Below are 21,608 nucleotides of genomic sequence, written 5' to 3'. Positions count from 1 at the left end.
TCAGGCGACGCCGTGTAGTTCCGCCTCCCGCAGCGCGGCCACCGCGCCCGGGACGTCGTCCACCACGACCGCGTCCATGCCGGCGGCTGCGAACATCGCGGCGTCGCCCGGTTCGGGACACCAGGAGGCCACCTCCAGGCCCGCCTGGTGGGCCAGGTCCACCGTGTACTCCACCGAACGGCGCCCGGGCAGCGGACCGTCGTCGGTCAACCCGAACGACCGCACGTCCACGGCCACGATCGGGCATCCCAGCCCCACGGCCCCCGCGACCGCCTGGTCCAGCGGGTTGCGCACGAACGGCATCCAGGCCGTGGGAACCTCCGGGGCGCCCTCGTGGACGGCCAACAGCACACCGGGGTCGAAGGAGCAGACGAACACCCGGCGCCGCTCCGCCTCCCGGCGCAGGTAGGGCATCAGCAGGGACGTGGTCCGTCGGGAGGGGGCGTCGATCGCGTCCTCCATCACCGTCTTCACGTCCACGTCCAGCCCCACCCGCTCGGGGATGGCGGCCAGCCCCTCCTCCAGGCCCACCAGTCCCGCCTCGGCGCACTCGGCCGCCGTCAGGTCCACGATGGCCCGCCCGTCGTCGAGGGCGGCGTTGTGGTAGAGCACCAGTTCGTCGTCGGAGGTGCGGCGCACGTCGATCTCGATCCAGTCCGCCCCGGCGGCCACGGCGGCGGCGAAGGACGCCGGCGTGTTCTCGCGGGCCTGGTCCACCACACCGCGGCCCACGCCCCGGTGCCCGATGATCTCGGTCCCGCTGAAGACCCCGCTCATAGCGCCGCCTCGTGCAGGGGGGCGGGTCCCCGCGACCGGCGCAACAGCGTCTCGGCCACCTCCACGTCCCCCGGATTGGTCACCTTGATGTTGGTCTCCTCGCCCGGCACGATCCGAACCTCCTTCTCGGGGAGGTAGCGGAGCACCACCCCGCAGTCGTCGGTGGCGACCAGGTCCGGATCGGCCGTCGCCAGAGCGTAGGCGCGGCGCACCGTGCCCATGCGAAAGCCCTGGGGGGTCTGCATACGGCGCAGTTCCGCGCGTGGGGGGACCTCGGCGATCGCCTCGCCGTCGGGACCGGCGACCACGCGCACCACCGTGTCCGCGCTGGGCACCGCCACCCCCACCGCGTCCACCCGTGCCAACGCGGCCACGCAGGAGCCGATCGTCGCGGGGGAGACCAGGGGCCGGGCCGCGTCGTGCAGGAGCACGATGTCGTCGTCGGCGGCCCCGGCCAGGGCGGTCAGCGCCGCGACGGAGGTGTCGGTGCGCGTGGCCCCGCCCGGCAGTACCCGGCTCACCTTGGCGAATCCGGCCTCGGCGACGAGCTCCTCCACCCGGGGGGCGTACTCGGCCACCATGAGCACGATGATCTCGTCCACCTCGGGGCAGGCCTCGAAGGCGGAGATCGTGTGTTCGATGATGGTCCGTCCGGCCAGGGGCAGGAGCTGTTTGGGCGTCGCCGCGCCCATGCGCGCGCCGACCCCACCGGCCAGGACGGCGGCGAACACCCGGGGGCGGGTGGTTCCGCTCACTTCGCTCATCGTTCCCCTCCTCATCGTCAGTTTCCCAATCGAAGGGAAATCGATACCGCAAGCGCGCGGAACAGAAGGTGACGGGCCGTCGGCGATAAGGCGCCCGGTACCGGCGACAACGCCCGTGGTCGAGGGCGTGTGCGTTTCCTTCGTGTTTCCGGATGCTTCGAGCCGAGGCTAGCCGACGGGGTTCGACGACGCGTGGTCACGGTCCGGACACGGATGTGCGGCAGGTTGGTGGGCGCGCCCCGTCCGTCGCAGCGGTAACCTATGGACGCCTGTTCAACGTGCCCGGTCCGACCTCCTTCCGAAGCGGTCGTGAGAGCCGGGCGCGGTCCGTGACATCCCCCGGTCGCCCGGACACGCTCCCCCGTATCCCGGTCGTGATCGATCCGGGCCTGGACCGCGCGTGTCGACCGGTGCGCGCAGGCGCGAGCTCACCGTCCGGCCCCGAGCCTGTGCCGGGCGACAATTCTTCGATCCTTGGAGGTGGCGGTGGCGTCAAGGGCGCTGGCCGTCTGGGAGCACCGGAAGGTCGTCGGCCTCCTGGTCCGACGCGACCTGAAGGTCAAGTACCAGCAGTCCATTCTGGGTTACGCGTGGACGATGTTGGAGCCGCTGGCTCTGACCCTGGTCTACTTCTTCGTCTTCGGGGTCATTCTCCAAGCCGACCGGGGCATGCCGGCCGACGCGCCGGAGTACGGAGGTTTCCTCCTCTTCCTGGTGGCCGGGATCCTGCCGTGGACGACCTTCGGGGCGATCCTCAATGAGGCGCCCCGGGCGATGATCACGCACTCCAAGCTGATCACCACCATGAAGGTGCCCCGGGAGATCTTCCCCATGGCCACCGTGGGGACCAAGTTCGTCGAGTACCTGCTGACCTGGCCGGTGCTCATCCTCTTCGTGATCTTCCTGGGCGGTCGCCCCTCCTGGGAGGGCGTGCTGGTCTGGCTGCCGCTGGCCGTCCTGCTCCAGTTCACGATGGGCCTGGGCCTGACGCTGCTGCTCTCCTCGATCAACGTCCTGGTGCGCGACGTCGAGCGGCTCGTGCGGATCGCCTCCCGCATCCTGTTCTACGGTTCGGCGATCCTGTACCCGGCCTCCCTGGTGCTGGACTCCCCGAAGGTGCCCGAGTGGCTCATGATCGCCTACCAGATGAACCCGTTGCTGGGTATCTTCGAGATGCACCGCGCGGTGTGGTTCGCCGGGTTCGAGGAACTGACCCCGGGGCCGATCGCGATCACTTCCGCGGTGGTCGGTTCCCTGCTGATGGTGATCATCGGATACTGGACGTTCCGCCGCTTGGAGATGTCCGTCCTGAAGGAGTTGTGATGGCGCAGACCGATTACGGCGCCGACCTGGCGACCGGCCCGGTCATCGAGGCCAAGGGGCTCGGTGTCAAGTTCGCCGTCAACCGCCGTCGCAAGCGCAGCCTGCGTGAGATGTTCATCCACGGCACCAAGCGCGACCCCAACGCCGAGGGCGACGAGTTCTGGCCGCTGCGCGACGTGTCCTTCGAGGTCGCCCGCGGCGACTGCGTGGGCATCGTCGGCAAGAACGGCACCGGTAAGTCCACCCTGCTCAAGATGATCGCCGGGGTGCTCATCCCCGATGAGGGCGAGGTGCACGTCCGGGGCAAGGTCGCGCCGCTGCTGGAGCTGCGCGCCGGCTTCAACGACAACCTCACCGGCCGCGAGAACGTGTACCTGGTGGGTTCCCTGCACGGGATGAGCGAGAAGCAGATCGACGAGCGCTTCGAGGAGATCGTCGACTTCGCCGAGATCAAGTCGAAGTTCGTGGACACCCCGGTCCGCCACTACTCCAGCGGCATGAAGGTGCGGCTGGGCTTCGCCCTGATCTCCCAGTTGGAGCACCCGATCATGCTGGTCGACGAGGTGCTCGCGGTGGGCGACAAGGCCTTCAAGCGCAAGTGCTACGAGGCCATCGAGCGGATGCTGGCCAACCACCGGACCATGGTCCTGGTCTCCCACAACGAGGGGGACCTGCGCCGGTTCTGCAACCGGGGCCTGTACATCAAGGGCGGCTCCCTGGCGGTGGACACCGACATCGAGGCCGCGCTGGCCGCGTACAACGAGGACACCAAGGCCGAGATCGCCAAGCGCAAGAAGGCCGACGAGGCCAAGAAGAAGCGCGCGGAAGAGGCCGAGAAGAAGGCCGAGGAGGGCAAGGACGGCGGCCAGGCCGCCTGACCCGTCCCCCTGTCGCGAGGGCGCCCCGGGGTTCCGGGGGCCGCCGGTCGAGGGTGGTGGTGGGTGAGGCCGTGCCGGAGTCGGGGCCCGAGAAGATCACGGTGCGCATCGCTGGAGCATTCCGGCGGTGCGCACTTTGGCATCTGACCTGGCCGAAAAACCCGTATGCCGCGCCGACCAGGCCAAACGGACACCATTGGCGTGTCAGTGATTGAATGACCACAGAGCGTAAGCGACGGTTGCTCTCACTGTGCGATTCGAGAGGGACACGTCCATGGCCAACGGCACGGCGGCGCGGTCGACCGCGCGGCTCCTGGAACGCAGGCACGTCACCCGGGCGGGAATGAGCCGGATCGCCGTGATGGCCGCGGTCGGGGCCGCCATCTGGTTCACCCGACCCGACACCATCGGGGGCCTGGCCGGTTCCGCCTTCCTCGTGGCCGTGCTGTTCTGCGACTCCGTCCGCGAACGCATGCGCGTCGGTCGGCGCGACGCCCTCACCCTGTGGCTCGCGGCGATGCTCGCGCAGTTGCGCGAGTACATCGTCTACCTGGGGTTGGCGATCGGCGCGGTCCTGGCGGGGATCGGCGGCGCCTGGGGGTGGGCGGCCGGAGCCCTGGTGGCCCTGGCGCTGCGCGACTGCTTCCTGGTGGCGCGCGAGGCCCCGCCCGCGCCCCCGGCACGCCCGTGTCCGCCGCCGTCCCTCCCCGCGCACCGTGAACGCGTCGACGTCCTGCCGGGCGGTCTCGTGCCGCGTCCCGCCGACGGGGCGCACGACGACGCGGTGGCGGGGCGGGCTCCGGGGCCGCAGCGCCGGCGTCCGCCGGGCGACCCCGGACCCTCCGATGATCCGCGCCACCCGGGTCCGGGGCGGCGGAGCGCGCCCCTGGCCGACCTCGCCCGTCGGGTCCTGATCTTCCCCCAGCCCGTCCGTTTCCTGGCGATCGCGGTCACGGCCACGCTCTGGGACGCCCGGGTCTCCTTCATCACGCTCATCGTCGGCTGCGTCGTCGCCGTCACCGCGGCCCTCGTCGACCCCTCCTCCGCCCGCGGGAGGCGATGATGAGCCGTCCGGGGACACCGGAACCCACGGGGGAGGAGGCCGTTCACGAGCGTGCTCCGAGGCCCGGGACACGGCTCGGAGTCATGCCCGACCTCCGATACCTTCGTGATGATGGTCATATCTGCCGGCTTCTCGGGCGGATCGCCCCCGGAGCCGTCCCGCCGCTTCCGACGGCTGTGGCGGCGGCCCTGATCGTCCTCACGCTCCTCGCGGCGGATCGTGGACATCCGGCAGGCATTACCCTGTTCGCACCGGTGGCTGCCCTACTCCTGTCCGGACCGGCCTCGGGCCACCCCCACAACGGACGGTTCGACCGGTTCGTGCCACCCGTACTGCGCGTCATGGAGTACGCGTACCTGACGGTCGTGGGGCTCGCCTCCGGTGTACCCGGTCCTCTGGTGTTCGTACTCTTGGTGGCGGTCGCCTCGCATCACCGTGATGACGCCGCCCGCCCCCCGGTCGGCGTGGCGAGATCGGCGAAGGCGCGCGCGGCGACCCTCGGTTGGGACGGGCGCGTGCTCGTCGTCGCGGCGGGGAGTGCGCTGCACGTGCTCACCCCGGTCTACGGCATACTCGCTGGATACCTGGCGGTACTGCTCATGATCGAGGCGGTGCGCACCTGGAGTGCGACACCGGTGACCGACGTGCGTCCGGAGGGTCCCACCCTCCGGGGCGGCGCCGATCCCGGACACCCCCGGACCGGGTACGGCCAGGAAGGCGACCCTTCATCGGTCGCCGGAACGAACGGGGAGGCGTGAGAGCCTCCCCGCTAAGGAGGAACACGCCCGCATGCTCGGAATGGTTCTCGCCGCAGGCGCGGGTCGACGTCTGCGCCCCTACACCGACACCCTCCCGAAGGCCCTGGTGCCCGTCGACGGTGAGACGACCATCATGGACATCTCACTGGGCAACCTGGCCGCGGCCGGGCTGACCGACGTCGTCGTCGTGGTCGGTTACCGCGCGGAGGCCGTCGAGGCCCGCAAGGAGGCGCTGGAGGAGCGCCACGGTGTGAAGATCACCCTCAGCTACAACGACAAGGCCGAGGAGTGGAACAACGCCTACTCCCTGTGGACCGCGCGCGAGTTCTTCTCCGAGGGCGTCCTCCTCGTCAACGGTGACACCGTGCACCCGGTGAGTGTCGAGGAAACGCTACTCGCCGCTCGGGGACCGGAACTCCTCCTCGCGGTGGACAACGTGAAAAGCCTTGCCGACGAGGAGATGAAGGTGACCCTCGACGAGGACGGTCACCTCGCCACCATCACCAAGCTCATGGACCCGGCCACCGCCGCCGGCGAGTACATCGGCGCCACCCTCATCGAGGGCTCCCTGGACGCCCGCCTCGCCGACGCCCTCCAGGCCACCTGGGAGCGCGACCCGCAGCTCTACTACGAGGACGGCTACCAGGAGCTCGTCCGACGCGGCGAGAAGATCGCCATCGCCCCCATCGGCCAGGTCGCGTGGGTCGAGGTCGACAACCACGACGACCTCGCCAAGGCTCGGGAGATCGCGTGCCGCTACTAGCCCGAATGCTGCCCTCGCCGTTGTCCATCGACGTCCGGCGCGGGGCCATCGCCTCGCTCGGATCGGTGCTCGCCGACCGGCGCATCGCCACCGAGGGACGGATCGCCGTCGCCGTCGGCCCGGGGCAGGGCGAACAGATCGCCGCCGACCTCGACCTGCCGCACTGCGAGGTGTTCCGGGTCGAGGAGGGCACCGTCGACGCCGCCACCGAACTGGGCAAGAAGCTCCGCTCGGGCGCCTACGAGGCCGTGGCCGGCATCGGTGGCGGCAAGACCATCGACGTCACCAAGTTCGCCGCGACGATGGCGGGCATCCCCATGGTGGCGGTCGCCACCAACCTCGCCCACGACGGCGTCGCCTCCCCGGTCAGCTCCCTGGAGCACGAGGGCGGCAAGCCCTCGATCGGGGTCACCATGCCCATCGCCGTGGTCATCGACCTCGACTACGTCCGGGCCGCGCCCTCCCGTCTGGTCCGCTCCGGCATCGGGGACGTGGTCAGCAACATCTCCGCCATCGAGGACTGGGAGCTGTCGGGCCGGACCAACGGCGAGCCGGTCGACGGCATGGCCGTCACCTTCGCGCGGGTCGCGGCCGAGGCGATCCTGCACCGGCCCGACTCGGTCGACTCCGACGCCTTCCTCACGGTCCTGGCCGAAGGACTGGTCCTGTCCGGGATGGCCATGTCGGTGGCCGGATCGAGCCGGCCGGCCAGTGGCGCCTGCCACGAGATCCTGCACGCCGTCACCCAGCTCCACCCGGCTGCCGGGAACCACGGCGAACTCGCCGGTCTGGGCGCGCTGTACGCGTCCTTCCTGCGGGTCCGCCACCTGGGCTGGTCCGAGGCGCGCCTGGGCGAGATCCGCGACTGTCTGATCCGCCACGGGCTGCCCGTGCTCCCCTCCGACGTCGGCCTCGACGAGGAGCAGTTCACGCGCGCCGTGGTCCACGCTCCGGGTACCCGGCCGGGCCGGTTCACCATCCTGGAGCACCTCAACCTCTCAGAGCACGAGATCGGGCGGAGTGTCGCCGACTATGTCGAAGCCGTCGGTCGCTGAGGTCCGCGCGGGCGGCCAGCCCGCGGGGATCAAGGAGCGGACGAACGAGGAGCACTGGGCGGGCCGCCTCTACATGAGGGACCTCTCGCCCTACGTCAGCACCGTGTTCGTCCGGCTCGGCGTGCCGCCGAACCCCATCACCTACCTGATGATGGCGTTCGGCGTTCTGGCAGGGGTGGTCGTCGCCTTCGGCGGCCCGTGGACGGCCCTGGTCGCCGCCCTGATGATCCAGATCTACCTGCTGTTGGACTGCTCCGACGGCGAGGTGGCCCGGTACACCGGACGCACCAGTGTCACCGGGATCTACCTGGACCGGATCGGGCACTACGTGTCCGAGATCGCACTCCTCGTCGGTCTGGGCGTGCGCGCCCAGGGCGACGGGGAGGCGGGCGGCTGGGTCGTCCTGGGCATGATCGGCGCGATCGGCGTCGCGCTCATCAAGGCCGAGACCGACAACGTCGTGGTGGCCCGGGCCAAGGCCGGGTTGCCGGAGAAGGTCACCGACGAGGCGATGCGTCCGCGTTCGTCCGGGCTGAGCCTGGCCCGGCGACTGGCGTCCGCCCTCATGGTCCACCGGCTCATCCAGGCCGTCGAGCTCTCCCTGCTCATCGTGGTGGCCGCCGTGGTCGACGTGGTCCTCGGAGACCTGACCGCCACCCGCGTCCTCGTCGCCGCCTGCGCGGCGGTGGCGGCGCTCATGAGCGTCGCCCACTTCGTGAGCGTGGTGGCCTCGCGCCGCCTCGAATAACGCGTCGGTGACGTTCCTGTCACATACGGGGCCGCGGACATTACCCTGCCCGGGGCCCCGTACACCTGGCCTTTATCCTTTCGTTAGCCTGTTTCTGCGAATGTCGGTCTCCGTCAATCTGCAGGAAGCCTGTCGTCCACTGATACGGTCCCGAACATGACCACACCCGTGATTCCGCCCCGGTCGGACCCCGAGGAGTCCGAGGCGGAGGTCTCCCCAGGGTCCAGAACCGAACGGAGCCGTCCCCAGGTGTCCGGTAGCAAACCCAGCCTCTCCTGCGTTCTGCTCACCATGGGCAACCGTCCCGCCGAGCTGCGCCGCGCCATCACCAGCGTGTTCGAGCAGGAGGGCGCCGACGTCGAGGTGATCGTCGTCGGTAACGGCTCGGATCTCCCCGAACTGCCCGAGGGTGTGGTCACCGTCCGGCTGCCGGAGAACGTCGGTATCCCCGAGGGGCGCAACCACGGTGTGCGCGCGGCCCACGGGGACGTGATCCTCTTCCTGGACGACGACGGCTGGTACCGGTCCACCGACCTGGCCCGGCACGTGCGCGAACGGTTCGCGGCCGAACCGTCCCTGGGCGCCCTGTCCTTCCGCATCGCCGACCCCGACGGCGGCCCCGACCAGCGTCGGCACGTGCCCCGGCTGCGGGTGGGCGACCCGCGCCGCTCCAGCGTGGTCACCACCTTCCTCGGCGGCGCCTGCGCGATCCGCCGCACCGCCTTCGAGGCCGGCGGCGGCCTGCCGGGCGACTTCTTCTACGCCCACGAGGAGACCGACCTCGCCTGGCGGGTCATGGACTCCGGGTACACCATCGAGTACGACGCCGAGGCGGTCATGTACCACCCGGCGGTCGCCCCGACGCGGCACGAGAACTTCTACCGACTCAACGCCCGCAACCGGGTGTGGCTGGCCCGCCGGAACCTGCCCTGGCCGCTGGCGTTCGTCTACCTGGGCACCTGGGTCCTCCTGACCGTGGTGCGCGAGCGCGACCGCGCCTCCCTCAAGGCCTGGTTCGCGGGCTTCCGCGAGGGCTGGCGCGAGGACGCGGGCCCGCGCACCCCGATCCGCTGGTCCACCGCCTGGCGCATGACCCGGGCCGGTCGCCCCCCGGTGATCTGAGCCGTCCGTGCCATGATGGGCGTCCCGCCCCCATGCCGGCGGTCCCCGCACTCCGGGGAGGATCGTGTTCTCCGGCGTCGGTCGTCATCGTCCTGCTCGTGGGCGCCCTCGTGGGCCTCGCCGTCATCGGCGCGACCGTCTTCCCCGTGGTCCGGGCCGCCGGACCCGGGGCACCGCGCCCGCCGCCCCCTCGGGGGCGGGGTGGCTCCGACGCCCCGCGTCGAACCGTGAACGACGAAGGGCTCCTCACCGGGTGGTGGGGGGCCCTTCGGGCGTTCGGTCGCCCGCATGGTAACTGTTGTCGCTTGACAATAGTTGAACTTGTCGGCATTGTTTCGGATGGGATGCGGACCCTTCGGGGTCGCGGCGCTCCCCGGTGACGCGGGGGAGCGGAGCCTCTCCGTCCGGTCCGGCCCGAGGTGTGTGCCGCCTCAGGCCGTTCGGACGTCGGACCGCTCGGAGTCATCGGAGTAACGGTCGGAACGGTGTGCCGCCTCACGGAAGGACGCGAGTCCCTCCAGGAGCATCGCCCGCTTACGCGGGGGCATGCGGGCGATCACGTCGTGGAACTCCGCCTCCCTGCGGGACCGCAGGTCCCGGAGGAAGGAGCGCCCGTTCTCGCTCAGCCACAGGCGCAGCTCCCGGCGGCTGGTGGCACTCGCCGTCCGCTTCACGAAGCCGACCGCCTCCAGGCGGTCGCACAGCCTGCTCACGGACGGAGGGGTGGAGCCCAGACGCTCGGTCAAGGTACGTAGGTTGACCCCGTCCTCCTCGTCGAGGACGAAGAGGACCTTGAGTTGCGATGGGGACACGGGGGATGAGGCGACCTCGCGGCCGCGTCCCCAGAGCACTTCCATGAGTTCGGTGGCGGTGGAGGCCGCGCTGGCCGTCTCCGCCGTGTCTTCCCGCGGTTCAGGACTCACTTTCCACTCTCGCACTATCACCTCGGTGAGCCGCGCCCGCTCGTGAACGGGCATCGGGTATCTCTACGACCATAACGGAACGTCCCCCTCCGCGCCCGTTCACGGTGCCGTCCCGGCACGAGGGCGCTGACAGAAAACGCAGGTCTACCACAGTGAACAGATCCCAGGCCGTGGCGCGCTCCCTCCGGGAGGCCGAGCCCTACCGGCTCATGGCGGTCGTCCGGGCCTCGCTCGCGCGGGACCACGGAGCGGTGTCCGCCGACCTCTACCTCGCGGACTACGGACTCAAGACGCTCTGCGGCGTCGAAGACCTTCCGGGAGAGGAGGCCCCCGAGTACTCCGTCTTCAACACCGTCATCGGCCGTGTCTTCGGCTCGCAGGAGGTGTTCGCCGAGGAGACGGACGAGGACGGGACGCGCGCCGTCCACCTGCCCGTCACCGCGCGAGGTGAGCGGCTGGGCGTGCTCACCGTGCGCACGGCGCCCGAGACACGGGTCCGCGCCATACTCCCCGACCTCATCGACACGGCCGACGCCCTGGGGCACGAACTGATCGTGGCCGCGCGCCACACCGACCTCTATCGCTCCTTCCGCCGGCGCGAACGGCTCACCCTGGCCGCCGAGATCCAGTGGGACCTGCTGCCCGGGCGCGGCTACGAGTGCGCCGAGTACGTCATCGGCGCCCAACTCGAACCCGCCTACGACGTGCGCGGGGACAACTTCGACTGGTCGGTGATGCCCGACCGTCTCGAAATCGGCGTCACCAACGGGATGGGCGAGGGCATCGAGGCCTCGCTGCTCACCAACCTGGCCGTCAACGCCCTGCGCAACGCCCGACGCGGCGGAATCTCCCTGGCCGACCAGGCGGCCCTCGCCGACAAGGCCGTCTACGCCCTCCACAGGGGAAAGCGCCACGTCGACATGCTCCTGCTGGGCTTCGACCTGGACACCGGACGGGTGGAGGTGGTCGACGCGGGCTCCCCGCGTCTGTACCTGCTGCGCGGCGACCGCGTGACCCGTGTCCCCTTCGACGCCCAACTGCCGCTCGGCATGGCCGAGGACACGGTCTACGTCGCCCAGCACTTCCAGGTCGAACCGGGGGACCGGCTCGTCTTCGCCAGCGACGGCGTGTTCGACGCCGTGGGATCCTCCGGTCCGGAGGCGTTCGGGGACCGGCTCCTGGCCCGTGCGATCCTGGGCACCCGGCTGCTGCCGGGCGCCTCGGTGCCGCAGGAGGTGCTGCGACACCTGGTCGAGTACCAGGGCGGCCGGGAGGCCGAGGACGACGCGCTGGTCGTCTGCGTGGACTGGAGGGGGCGCCCCTGAACCCGTCGGCCCCGGGAAGCCCTTCCTCCACGGTCGTGGTTCCCTCTTCCCCCTTCCCGTTTCCGCGGGTTCCGGGGTCGTGGATACTTGTCGAACGACAACTGAATGCCATCCACGAGGGTCGAGAGGACCCCTGAGGACGAGGAGACCCATGACCGACGGACCGCCCGACTCCGGCCTGTCGTCGACCGAAGCGCTGTCCGCGTTCCTGCGACGGCGTACCGAACAGATCGCCCAACGATGGGCCGACCTGCCGCTCTTCCAAGCGGTGTTCACCGTGACCCGCGACGAAGCGGTCGAGGCCTGCCAGGCCGTGATCTCGTGCCTGGTCGAGGTCGCCGAGAGCGGGCGCCTGGAGGACTTGGAGGCCCCGGGCTTCCTTCCCGCCCGCCGACAACTGGTGGCGATGACGGCCTCCCGTTCCCGCTCGGGTCTGTCCATCGCCCAGGTCGACCGCGAGTTCATCGTCCTGCGCGACGCGGCGCTGGACGTGTTCGCCGCGGACTCCTCCGCCGTCGACCCGGAGGAGTCCGCACGGCTCCGCCTGCTGCTCGTCACCCTCTTCGGCACCCTGCGCGTGGTGGTCGTCGAGACGATGCTCCAGGAGAACCAGGAGATCGTCCAGCGCCAGCGTCAGCAGCTCCTGGAGATGGCCACTCCCGTCGTCAAGCTCTGGGACCGCCTCGTGGCGGTGCCCCTCATCGGCATGCTGGACAGTGCGCGCAGCCAGGTCGTGATGGAGAACCTCCTGGAGGCGATCGTCGAGCACAACGCGGACATCGCCATCCTCGACATCACCGGAGTGCCCACCGTGGACTCCCTGGTGGCCCAGCACCTGATGAAGACCGTGGCCTCGGCCCGGCTCATGGGCGCCGAATGCGTGATCTCCGGGATTCGCCCCGCCATCGCCCAGACCATGGTCCAGCTCGGGCTGGACCTGGGCCACGTGACGACCCGGGCCACCCTGGCCGACGCCCTGGAGTGGGCGCTCGAACGGCGTCGCCGGCGGGAGCGAGACTCCCGGATCCCGGGATGAGGGAGTGAACCCCACATGACGACGCGTTCCCCGATCCCCGTTCTCGACCTCGGCGGCCTGTTGCTGGTCACCATCCAGGGTGAACTGCCCGACGACGCCGCGGTCGCCCTCCAGGAGGAGGTGACCGAGACGATCGCGCGCACCGGGGCGCGGGGCCTCATCATCGACGTCGGCTCGCTGGAGATGGTGGACTCCTTCCTGGCCCGCGTGCTGGCCGAGGTGGCCGCCGCCTCGCGTCTCCTCGCGGCCAGGGCGGTTCTGGTGGGCATGCGCCCGGCGGTGGCCATCACCCTGGTCGAACTCGGTCTCACCCTGCCGGGCCTGGCCACGGCCCGGACGCTCACCGAGGCCGCGGCCGGTTTCGGGGTCTCCATCGAGCACGCCGGTTCGCGGCGACAGGGGGAGACGTGACCCCGGAGCGCGAACGGGTGGAGCTCGTGCACCTGCCGATCCGCGGGGACACCGACCTGACGGTGATCCGCCACCAGGTGCGCTCCCTGGCGCGGTTGGCCGGGTTCGGGCTGGTCCAACAGACCAAGCTCGTCACGGCCGCCAGCGAACTGGCCCGCAACACCCTCCTGCACGGCGGTGGGGGAGAGGCGGAGATCCGGGTCCTGGACGGTCCGGACGGGCCGGGGCTGAGGGTGATCTTCACCGACTCCGGCCCCGGCATCCCCGACGTGGAGCGCGCGCTCCAGGACGGTTTCTCGACGGCGAACGGACTGGGCATGGGGCTGGGCGGTTCCAAACGCCTGGTGCAGGAGTTCCGGATCGAGAACCCGCCCGAAGGCGGGGCCAGGGTCACCATCGCCTCGTGGGCCGCCTCCTTCCCCGCACGGTACGGAGTGTGATGACAGAGGTCTGGGAGATCGCCGTCACCGACACGAGCCGCATACGCGACGCCGCCCGGGCCGCGTCCGAGGCGGCCCGGGTCGTGGGCCTGGACGCGTCCCGTACCGCCGCCGCCGTCCTCACGGCCTCCGAACTCGCCACCAACATGTGCCGCTACGCCGGTGGTGGTCGGTTCCTGGCCGAGACGGCGCGCGAGCCGTGGGGCGCGTCCCGGGCGCTCCAACTCGTGGCGCTGGACCACGGGCCCGGCATCGAGAACGTCCCGCGCGCCCTGACCGACGGGTTCACCGGTCACCCCGACTCCCTGGGGACCGGTCTGGGCGCGTGTCTCCGGGCCGCCGACTTCTTCGAGGTGCAGAGCAGCCCCGGTCGCGGCACGGTCGCCGTGGCCCGCTTCGCCCTTCCCACCGACCGTGAGCGGTTCACCGGGCCCACCGTCACCGGCGGCCTGCACGTGCCCCTGAACGGCGCCGCCCTCTCCGGCGACGCCCTCGCCTTCCGTAACGACCGGGGGCGCCGCACCGTCATGCTGGCCGACGGGCTCGGTCACGGCGCCGCCGCCGCGCAGGCGTCCGAACTGGCCGCCCGCCTCGTCCTGGGACGGGGCGGAGACCCTCCCGAAACGCTCCTGCGCGACATGCACGAGGCCCTGCGCCGCAGCCGCGGGGCCGCGGTGGCCGTCGCCGACATCGACGAGTCCCACCGGCGGTTGACCTTCTGCGGGGTCGGGAACGTCGGGGCGCGGCTGTACCACGGAGGGCGGTGGCGGACCCTGACGTCCCGACCCGGGATCGTCGGGGCCTTCGCCCTGCGCACACCGTCCCCGCAGCGGCACGGGTGGGAACCGGGCGACATGCTCGTCCTGCACACCGACGGGCTGCCGAGCCGTTGGACACCCGACGGCGTCGAACGGCTGGTCGCGCACGACGCGGCCGTCATCGCCGCCGTCGTCTTCCGGGACGCGGGCAGTGCCGCGCGTCCCCTGCGCGACGACACCGGGGTCGCCGTGGCCACGCACACCGTTCGACCGGACGGAGGAGACCGATGAGACGCAGTCGGATCGAGGTGCCGGTGCGCGGGAAGGTGGACGCGGCCCTGGCGCGCACCGCGGCCGCGCGTCTGCTCGACGCGGCCGGCATCTCCGACGAAACCGGACTGGAGTTCCTCGACGCCGTCACCGACCGGGTCCTGACGGAGGTCGAGACCGGTCCGATGAAGCTGATCGTGGAACCCGAGGAGGCCGACGCCGTCATCCGGGCCACGGTCCGAGACGGCTCCGGGGGCGACCGGTGGGTCGGTCTGCTGAGGCTGCCCGCCCCCGTCGATCCGGACGTCCTCGCCCTCGGGCGCCCCGAGGGCGACGCGCGCACGCTGGCCGAGGAACTGCTGCGCGTCTCCGCGAGGGCCGGCCGGCTCGCCTCCGTGGCCGCCGAGCGGGCCCGGGCGCTGCGGTGGCACCAGGCCGAACTGGAGGAGACCAATCAGGGCGTGCTCGCCCTGCACGCCGAACTGGCCCAGGTCGGGGACGAACAGCGGCGCGCCCTGGCCGCCGAACGCGCAGCCCGGGACGAGGCCGAGACCGCCCGTAGCCGGCTCACCTTCCTGTCCGGGGCCAGCGCCCGCCTCATGGCCACCCTCGACCAGAAGGAGTTGTTCAGCCTGCTGCGGGGCCTGATGGTCCCCGAGTTCGCCCACGAGATCCGGGTGTGGTCCCTCGTGGAGGACATCGGGCTGCGGCGAGCCGACGCCCCGTCGGACAGGAGCGCCGCTCCGGCCCCCGCACAGGCCGCCGCCACCGGGCGCCGTTCGGTGCACGAGGGAGGGTGGTCGTGCCTGCCCCTGATCTCCGGAACCGAGGTGCTGGGGGTTCTGGAGCTGCGTCGATCCCGGCCGCACGGGGACGAGGAACTCCTCCTCTCCGAGCTGGCCCGCCGGGTCGCCGTCGCCCTGGACAACGCGCGCCGCTTCGAGCACGAGCGCGACGTCGCCGCCACGCTGCAACGCGCCATGCTCACCCGGCTTCCGCGCACCCCGGGTATGGAGCTGACCGCCCGCTACCTGCCGGCCGCCCGGGGCATGAACGTGGGCGGTGACTGGTACGACGTGTTCCCTCGGGGGAACGGCGAGTTCATCGGTGTGGTCGGCGACGTCACCGGACACGGGATCCAGGCCGCGGTCATGATGGGCCAGCTCCGTACCGCCCTGCGCGCCTACGCGTTGGAGGAGCGCAGCCCGGCCGGCCTGCTGGCACGGCTGCACCGTCTGCTCGGCCACCTGGAACCCGACCTGTTCGCCACCGCCGTCATCGTGCGGTTCCGCCCGGGGGACCCGGAGATCACGATCTCCGGAGCGGGACACCCCCCGCCGCTGTGGCGGGACGGCACCGGGTCGGCCCTGGCCGTGGAGCTGCCCCCCGGCGTGATGCTGGGGCTGCCGATCGATCCCGCCTACACCGATCACACCGTGCTCCTGCCCCCGGGCACCGCGCTGTTGCTGTACAGCGACGGTCTGGTCGAGCGGCGGGGAGAGTCCATCGACGACGGCATCGGCCGCCTGCTGGAGTGCTTCTCCGGCCCGCCGTACTGGGAGGGCGGACCCGACGAGGCGGCCGACGACCTGCTCGACGCCATGGTCAAACAGCAGGACTGCGACGACGACGTGTGCGTGCTGGTCTTCCTCGCCTCGGAGCCCGAGGCGGGCTGAGCCGGGGCCGCCCCGAGGCGCGTACGACGATGGGCCCCAAGCGGAGCGAGGGGCCCATCGGTGCGGCGGCGGGGATCAGACCTCGGTGACCACGAGGTCCCGTTCCAGGCGCGGCAGGCGGTCGAACCAGGCGTCCGGAGCGGGGCGGCCGATGTTCATGACGACGACCGGACGCAGGGGGGAGTCCTCCCCGAAGAACTCCCCGCGCACGCCCTCGGCGTCGAACCCGGTCATCGGGCCGGCGGCCAGACCGGCCGCGCGCACACCCACGATCAGGTAGGCGACCTGGAGGAACGCGTTCTTGACGGCCATGTCCTCGCGCGCCCCGACCGGCATCCCCGCGAAGTTCTCACGGGCGTCCGGGGCGACCGGGAAGGTCGTCGGGAAGTGCTCGTGGAAGTCGGTGTCCGCGGACAGGATGAGCGTCAGCGGCGCGGACGCGGTCTTGGGCGCGTTGCCGCCGGACATGTGCGGGACCAGGCGCTCCCGGGCCTCGGGGGAGCGGACCGCGGTGATCCGGAGCGACTGGAGGTTCATCGCGGTCGGACCGTACTTGACCAGGTCGTAGATCGCGGCCAGCTGCTCCTCGGTCACCGGCTCGTCGGTGAAGGCGTTGGCCGTGCGGGCGGCACGGAACAGGAGATCCTGGGTGTCCTTGTCGAGAAGCAACGGTGTCATGGTCCCACCTCGGTCGTGGTCGTGGTCTCCGACCGGCGGGAACGGTGCCTCCGGTCGCTACACGGATCCTCAACCTTGTTGACTGGGAAGATATTTCCTACGTCAGGTAGGTGTGGTCGTCCTCACTGGTCGCGGGGCTCTCGTCGCTGCGCTGCCGGGGGATCCTGGGCGCCGTCGGCCCGGCGGCCTCGTCCGCCCACTCCTCCAGTTGCTTGACGAACGCCCGGGCCTGCACCGGCCAGTGGTAGGAGGTCTGCGCGATGTGGTGCCCGGTCTCGGCCAGGCGGTGGCGCAGCTCCCGATCCGCGCGCAGCCGCAGGATCGCCTCGGCTGCCGCCGGCACGTCACCGAACGGCACCACCAGGCCCGACGGGCCCTCACGGCGTTCCGTCACCAGCTTCGTCGCCACCGGGCTCGGCGTCGTGATGACCGGCAGCCCGTGCGCCATGTACTCCACGACCTTGGTCGGCATCGAGTGGCGGTAGTTCGGGGTGTCGTGCAGCAGGCTCAGCCCCGCCAGCGCCCCCGCGCACATCCGCAGTGCCCGATCGTTGGGCACGAACCCGTACCAGGTCAGCGCGTCCTCCTGCTGGGCCTCGCGCAACAGCGGGCGGACCCCGGCGTCGGCGCCCCCGATGACCTCCAGCCGGATCCCCTGCGGACGCAGCAGCCGACCCAGCTCGATCATCTCCCGGGCGCCCCGGGCCAGGGACACGTGCCCCAGGTACACGATCCGGTCGTCGCCCGGCGGGCGGGCCGGCGCCTCGGGCACCTCGGTCGTGTTGGGCACCACCGGGTGCGGGCACCGGAACCGTGAACGGTAGCCCTCCTCGGCCAGCAGCAGCCGCATCCGCCGTTCCGCCCGGCGCTCGAAGGAGCGCACCATGAACCCCAGCGGCCTGCGGAGCGGTCCCGGCACCCAGGGCTTGGTGAGCATGGCCGCCGCCGTGTCCTCGTGCACGTCCCACACCGTCACCGGGCGCTTCGCCGGCAGGGCCAGCAGGAGTTCCGGGTCGTGGAAGAGCAGGAGGTCGGCGCCGGGCGCGTGCTCGGCGAGCACCTTCCGGGCGGCCCGCAGAGCCGACAGGCGTTCCCGCCCGGAGGCACGCGGAACGTCCACCGAGCGCAGCTCGTTCCACGGGGTCACGCCGCACTCACGGAACGGCGCGACATAGGTCACTGTGTGTCCGGCGTCCAACAGGGCGCGGATCTGCCTGTGCAGGATCCGGGCGTCCTCCGGATGATGAACGACCGTGGCCACAAGCGCGTGCATCAACTCACCTACCTGTGTCGCCGGTATGACGCATCTGAGAAGATGATCCGCTTTTGGGAAGCGGTACCGGCTATGCGACACGGTATTCAGTGGCGGAAACACGCAAAGGTCGGTGGGGTGGACTGTCGGCATGGAGCCGGTGAACCTTCACGTGATGGAATGTGAACGCACAAAGGCACGCCATCGGACACCGGGTGTCCGACGACGTGCCCTCGATGGGTCCGGGCGTGCCTAGAGGACCTCGATCCCCTCACGGCGGGCCCGCGAAGGCGCCGCCGGGGACTCGTCCGGGTGCGCACGACGCAGCACGCCACGGGTGTCCAGGAGCAACCGCGCGTACTCCTCCAACCGCTTGGGCCGGTACTCGCCGTGGTCGGTGAGCAGGATCGTGAGGTCGGCCTCGGCCAGCGCCCGGTCCAGGTCGGTGGACCGCTCGACGTCGGCGCCGTCGACCTGCCAGGAGTCCACGTGGGGGTCGTGGTAGGTCAGGGTGGCGCCCTTGGCGAGCAGCTTGCGGGCCACCGGGCGGGCCGGCGATTCGCGCTGGTCGGCGATGTCGGCCTTGTAGGTCACGCCGAGGAGCAGCACCTTGGACCGCGACAGCGCCAGACCGGACTCGTTGAGCAGTTCCTGCGCGCGTTGGATGACGTAGGACGGCATCCGACCGTTGATCTCCTGGGCCAGCTCCACGAACCGGAACGGGTACCCCAGGGTCTTGACCTTGTACGACAGGTAGTTCGGGTCGATGGGGATGCAGTGCCCGCCCACGCCCGGCCCCGGGTAGAAGGCCTGGAAGCCGAACGGCTTGGTGGCCGCCGCGGCGATCGAGTCCCACAGGTCGACGCCCAGCTCCTGGCAGAAGATGGCCATCTCGTTGACCAGGGCGATGTTGACGTGCCGGTAGGTGTTCTCCAGCAGCTTGGCCATCTCGGCCTCGCGGGTGCCGCGCGCGCGGACCACCGTGTTCACGAACCGGCCGTAGAACGCAGCCGCCGCCTCACCGCACTCGGGCGTCAGGCCGCCCACGACCTTGGGCGTGTTGACCACGCCGAAGGTCGGGTTGCCCGGGTCGATGCGCTCGGGCGAGAAGGCCAGGTGGAAGTCGGCTCCGGCGACCAGGCCGGACTCCTCCAGGAGCGGACGCACGACCTCCTCGGTGGTGCCCGGGTAGGTGGTCGACTCCAGGATCACCAGGGTGCCCGGGCTCAGGTGGGCGGCGATCGACCTGGCCGCGGAGGTCACCGCGCCCAGGTCCGGGCCGCCCTCCGGGGACAGCGGCGTGGGCACGCAGATGACGATGGTGCGCGCGGTCCCCAGGACCGACGCGTCCGTCTCCGCCCGGAAGCCGCGGTCCAGCATCGCGCGCACGTCGTCACCGGACAGGTCGTCCACGTGCGACACACCGTTGTTGAGACCGTCGACGACGCGTTCGTTCACGTCGAGTCCGGTGACCTTCAGACCGGCCGAGGAGGCTGCAGCGGCCAAGGGAAGGCCGACGTAACCGAGACCGATGATGACGAGGTCGCCGACCGCCGCGGCGGGCTGCTCGGGTGCAGGGACTGGGTTGGAAGCTGCGGCATCCACTTCGTGGTCACACTCGCATTCATTTCGTGAACGGGCGCACTTCATCGAGGACGGCCGAGAACGTCACTGCTTGAGACGTCCGAGTGTAGGTAGCCGTTGTCCACGATCACGGGATATGGCCTGGTTCGGACATTTTCCGAATAAGAGCCCGATACGCATGGTCATAGCGGTATACGGCCCCGGTCCAGGTGCGGTCCTTGCCCACAAGGCTGCGACCTGCGAGACCGTAGGCCTCTCGCTTTTCATGACTGTAAGCGAGTTTTGTCAGGGCATCAGCTAGACCTGCCGATTCGCCCGGAGGAATTAACTCTCCGGTCACCCCAGGTTCCACGATCTCTCGCAGAGCCGGAAGATCACTGGCCACAACCGGCAACCTTCCGGCCATCGCCTCGACCGGTTTCAGTGGTGTCACCACTCGGCACACCCTGTCGTCGCGCCGTGGCACCGCGAACACGTCCATCGCCGCGTGGTGTTCGCGGACCCGGTCCGCCGGCACCCGCCCCGGGAAATGGGCGACCCCCGTCAGCCCCAGCTCCTCGGCCAGGGCCCGCAGGGCGGGCAGCTCCGGGCCGTCGCCCACGATCAGCGCGTGCGCCGACTCCCCCCGGGAGCGCAGTTCCGCGACCGCCGCCAACAGGGTGTCCAGACCCTCGTAGCCGAAGCAGCTGGTCGTGGTCCCCACCACGAACTCCTCCGGGCCGATGCCCCACGCCTCACGCACACCCGTCCCCGAGGGCAACGGTTCCAGGAACGACGCGTCCACCGCGTTGGGCACCACCAGCAACCGCTCGCGCGGCACCCCCCGGGCCTCGATGTCGGCGCGCATCGCCTCGCCCAGCGTCACCACCAGGTCGGCGGCGAGCATGCACTCCGTCTCGCTCTTCCGCTCGGCCCGGTAGAAGGCGTCGTCCACGCTCCGGGACGGGTCGCGTGACAGCCACGACTCCTCCAGGAAACCCCGCACCTCGTACACCACGGGCAGGCCGAACCGTTCACCCAGGGCCAGCGCCAACCGGGCGTTGCGATGGTTGCTCGCGGCGTGCAGCACGTTCGGACGCAGCCGTTCCACCAGCTCCGACGCCATCCGCAACCCGACGGCCAGCTCCTCCTCCGGGCCGGCCGGGGCGGTCCAGGGCAGCAGCCGGTGGTAGGCGACGCCGTCCACCCGCACCAGCGTCCGGGCGTCCGTGCTCCCCTTGTCGAGGGGGTGGCCGACCCGGGTGACCACGTGCACGTCCATGCCCGCCTCGCGCTGGGCGACGGCGATGCGATGGGTGCGCTGGGTGTACCCGGCGTTGGTGTGCGGCAGCGCGTTGGTGACCAGGTGCAGGACGCGCACACCCGACCCGTCCACGGGCCCTTCGGCAGCCGATGCGGAACGTTCATCCGCCGTGGTTTCCGGTCGCCGAGCGTTCACCGTGTCGTCGGGTCGCGTTGGCGCGCCTCGGGTTAACGTGATCCCGTGAGGGACGGGCGACGGGGACGCGGACGCTATGACGGCCCGCCCCGTGGCCAGATCCGTCCGATGGGCGGCCCGGTCGCGGACCGGACCCTCCGGAAGCCGTTCGAGCAGTTCGCGGGCGGTCTGCGCGTCCCCGGCGGCCAGACAGGCCGCCACCAGGCGCCCCACCCGACGGGGACCGGCACCGGCCGACGCGGCGAGCACCGCCTCGCGCGCCTCGGCCCGCCGGCCCTCGTCCCACAGGGCGTAGGCGCGGGCCGGACCACCCACGCGGGTGGCCGTACCGCGCGCCGCGCGCCGGATCGGGCCCGGCATCAGCCGCAGCGCGAGCAGCGGTGCCCGGGCGGGATCGGAGCGCAGGTGGCGCCAGGCCGACGACGCGGTGAACGTCACCGCCCGCAGCCTGCGGGTCCGGGGGCGGGTCACTTCGGAAACACGGATGTCATGCACGGTCAGTCACCCAACCATGTGGATGTGGCCGGGCGGTGACACCACGGCGACACGGACGGGACGGGCCGGCG

General features: G+C 71.1%; 21 protein-coding genes. 14 read left to right on the top strand and 7 right to left on the bottom strand.

Annotated elements, in window-relative coordinates; genetic code table 11:
• Both RM479_RS25115 and RM479_RS25110 read right to left on the bottom strand, forming a co-directional pair.
• A complete protein-coding gene (locus RM479_RS25115; protein ID WP_311514166.1) occupies positions 1-777 on the bottom strand; it encodes a glycerophosphodiester phosphodiesterase in 777 nt (258 codons plus the stop codon).
• Positions 774-1,541 carry an IspD/TarI family cytidylyltransferase gene (locus RM479_RS25110; protein WP_311514165.1) on the bottom strand — a complete coding sequence of 256 codons (768 nt, stop codon included), beginning with the start codon at positions 1,539-1,541 and terminating at the stop codon, positions 774-776. The genes RM479_RS25115 and RM479_RS25110 overlap by 4 nt, the downstream gene beginning before the upstream one ends.
• Positions 1,542-2,015: 474 nt before the next feature.
• Between RM479_RS25110 and RM479_RS25105 the strand changes: the two genes are divergently transcribed.
• The 8 genes from RM479_RS25105 (at position 2,016) to RM479_RS25070 (ending at position 9,251) form a co-directional block, all read left to right on the top strand.
• Entirely contained in the window at positions 2,016-2,864 is an 849-nt protein-coding gene (locus tag RM479_RS25105) for an ABC transporter permease (RefSeq protein WP_311514164.1), read from the top strand.
• Positions 2,864-3,742 (top strand): ABC transporter ATP-binding protein, encoded by an 879-nt coding sequence (locus RM479_RS25100; protein WP_274808719.1) that lies wholly within the window; start codon positions 2,864-2,866, stop codon positions 3,740-3,742. The genes RM479_RS25105 and RM479_RS25100 overlap by 1 nt, the downstream gene beginning before the upstream one ends.
• Positions 3,743-4,016: 274 nt before the next feature.
• The gene (locus RM479_RS25095) at positions 4,017-4,805 is read left to right on the top strand and encodes a hypothetical protein (protein ID WP_311514163.1); all 789 of its coding nucleotides are present in this window, start codon (positions 4,017-4,019) and stop codon (positions 4,803-4,805) included.
• An 83-nt stretch (positions 4,806-4,888) separates the two neighbouring features.
• On the top strand, positions 4,889-5,563 hold the full coding sequence (locus RM479_RS25090) for a DUF5941 domain-containing protein (protein WP_311514162.1): 675 nt from the start codon (positions 4,889-4,891) through the stop codon (positions 5,561-5,563).
• Between the two features lie 31 nt (positions 5,564-5,594).
• Positions 5,595-6,326: a phosphocholine cytidylyltransferase family protein gene (locus RM479_RS25085; protein ID WP_274808716.1), complete on the top strand. Its 732-nt coding sequence runs from the start codon at positions 5,595-5,597 to the stop codon at positions 6,324-6,326.
• Positions 6,327-6,331: 5 nt separating this feature from the next.
• On the top strand, positions 6,332-7,381 hold the full coding sequence (locus tag RM479_RS25080; protein WP_311514182.1) for an iron-containing alcohol dehydrogenase family protein: 1,050 nt from the start codon (positions 6,332-6,334) through the stop codon (positions 7,379-7,381).
• Positions 7,359-8,129 carry a CDP-alcohol phosphatidyltransferase family protein gene (locus RM479_RS25075; protein ID WP_311514161.1) on the top strand — a complete coding sequence of 257 codons (771 nt, stop codon included), beginning with the start codon at positions 7,359-7,361 and terminating at the stop codon, positions 8,127-8,129. The genes RM479_RS25080 and RM479_RS25075 overlap by 23 nt, the downstream gene beginning before the upstream one ends.
• 291 nt (positions 8,130-8,420) lie before the next feature.
• Complete coding sequence (locus tag RM479_RS25070; protein ID WP_397223124.1) at positions 8,421-9,251, top strand: glycosyltransferase family 2 protein; 831 nt, start codon at positions 8,421-8,423, stop codon at positions 9,249-9,251.
• A 431-nt stretch (positions 9,252-9,682) separates the two neighbouring features.
• On the opposite strand, the gene RM479_RS25065 is transcribed toward RM479_RS25070, so the two are convergent.
• Positions 9,683-10,063, bottom strand: a complete 381-nt coding sequence (locus RM479_RS25065) for a MarR family winged helix-turn-helix transcriptional regulator (RefSeq protein ID WP_311514159.1) — start codon at positions 10,061-10,063, stop codon at positions 9,683-9,685.
• 263 nt (positions 10,064-10,326) lie between these two features.
• Between RM479_RS25065 and RM479_RS25060 the strand changes: the two genes are divergently transcribed.
• From RM479_RS25060 to RM479_RS25035, 6 genes are all read left to right on the top strand, one after another.
• The gene (locus tag RM479_RS25060) at positions 10,327-11,499 is read left to right on the top strand and encodes a PP2C family protein-serine/threonine phosphatase (RefSeq protein ID WP_311514158.1); all 1,173 of its coding nucleotides are present in this window, start codon (positions 10,327-10,329) and stop codon (positions 11,497-11,499) included.
• 151 nt (positions 11,500-11,650) lie between these two features.
• Entirely contained in the window at positions 11,651-12,535 is an 885-nt protein-coding gene (locus tag RM479_RS25055; RefSeq protein WP_311514157.1) for an STAS domain-containing protein, read from the top strand.
• Between the two features lie 15 nt (positions 12,536-12,550).
• Entirely contained in the window at positions 12,551-12,946 is a 396-nt protein-coding gene (locus tag RM479_RS25050; RefSeq protein WP_311514156.1) for an STAS domain-containing protein, read from the top strand.
• Positions 12,943-13,386, top strand: a complete 444-nt coding sequence (locus RM479_RS25045; RefSeq protein WP_311514155.1) for an anti-sigma regulatory factor — start codon at positions 12,943-12,945, stop codon at positions 13,384-13,386. Before RM479_RS25050 ends, RM479_RS25045 begins: the two co-directional genes overlap by 4 nt.
• Entirely contained in the window at positions 13,386-14,435 is a 1,050-nt protein-coding gene (locus RM479_RS25040) for a SpoIIE family protein phosphatase (RefSeq protein ID WP_311514154.1), read from the top strand. The genes RM479_RS25045 and RM479_RS25040 overlap by 1 nt, the downstream gene beginning before the upstream one ends.
• A complete protein-coding gene (locus tag RM479_RS25035; protein ID WP_311514153.1) occupies positions 14,432-16,090 on the top strand; it encodes a PP2C family protein-serine/threonine phosphatase in 1,659 nt (552 codons plus the stop codon). Before RM479_RS25040 ends, RM479_RS25035 begins: the two co-directional genes overlap by 4 nt.
• Positions 16,091-16,165: 75 nt before the next feature.
• On the opposite strand, the gene RM479_RS25030 is transcribed toward RM479_RS25035, so the two are convergent.
• The 4 genes from RM479_RS25030 to RM479_RS25015 all read right to left on the bottom strand — a co-directional run bounded on the left by RM479_RS25030 (position 16,166) and on the right by RM479_RS25015 (position 21,402).
• Positions 16,166-16,768: a malonic semialdehyde reductase gene (locus RM479_RS25030; RefSeq protein ID WP_311514152.1), complete on the bottom strand. Its 603-nt coding sequence runs from the start codon at positions 16,766-16,768 to the stop codon at positions 16,166-16,168.
• A gap of 97 nt (positions 16,769-16,865) precedes the next feature.
• Positions 16,866-18,041: a glycosyltransferase family 4 protein gene (locus tag RM479_RS25025; protein ID WP_311514151.1), complete on the bottom strand. Its 1,176-nt coding sequence runs from the start codon at positions 18,039-18,041 to the stop codon at positions 16,866-16,868.
• A 231-nt stretch (positions 18,042-18,272) separates the two neighbouring features.
• Positions 18,273-19,625: a nucleotide sugar dehydrogenase gene (locus tag RM479_RS25020; protein ID WP_311514150.1), complete on the bottom strand. Its 1,353-nt coding sequence runs from the start codon at positions 19,623-19,625 to the stop codon at positions 18,273-18,275.
• 106 nt (positions 19,626-19,731) lie between these two features.
• The gene (locus RM479_RS25015; protein ID WP_311514181.1) at positions 19,732-21,402 is read right to left on the bottom strand and encodes a glycosyltransferase family 4 protein; all 1,671 of its coding nucleotides are present in this window, start codon (positions 21,400-21,402) and stop codon (positions 19,732-19,734) included.
• Between the last annotated feature and the right edge of the window lie 206 nt (positions 21,403-21,608).

The organism is Nocardiopsis lambiniae, from assembly GCF_031845465.1.
Lineage (GTDB): Bacteria > Actinomycetota > Actinomycetes > Streptosporangiales > Streptosporangiaceae > Nocardiopsis > Nocardiopsis lambiniae.
The sequence above is the reverse complement of the archived record's forward strand: the minus strand, read 5'-3'. Positions and strand labels throughout refer to the sequence as shown.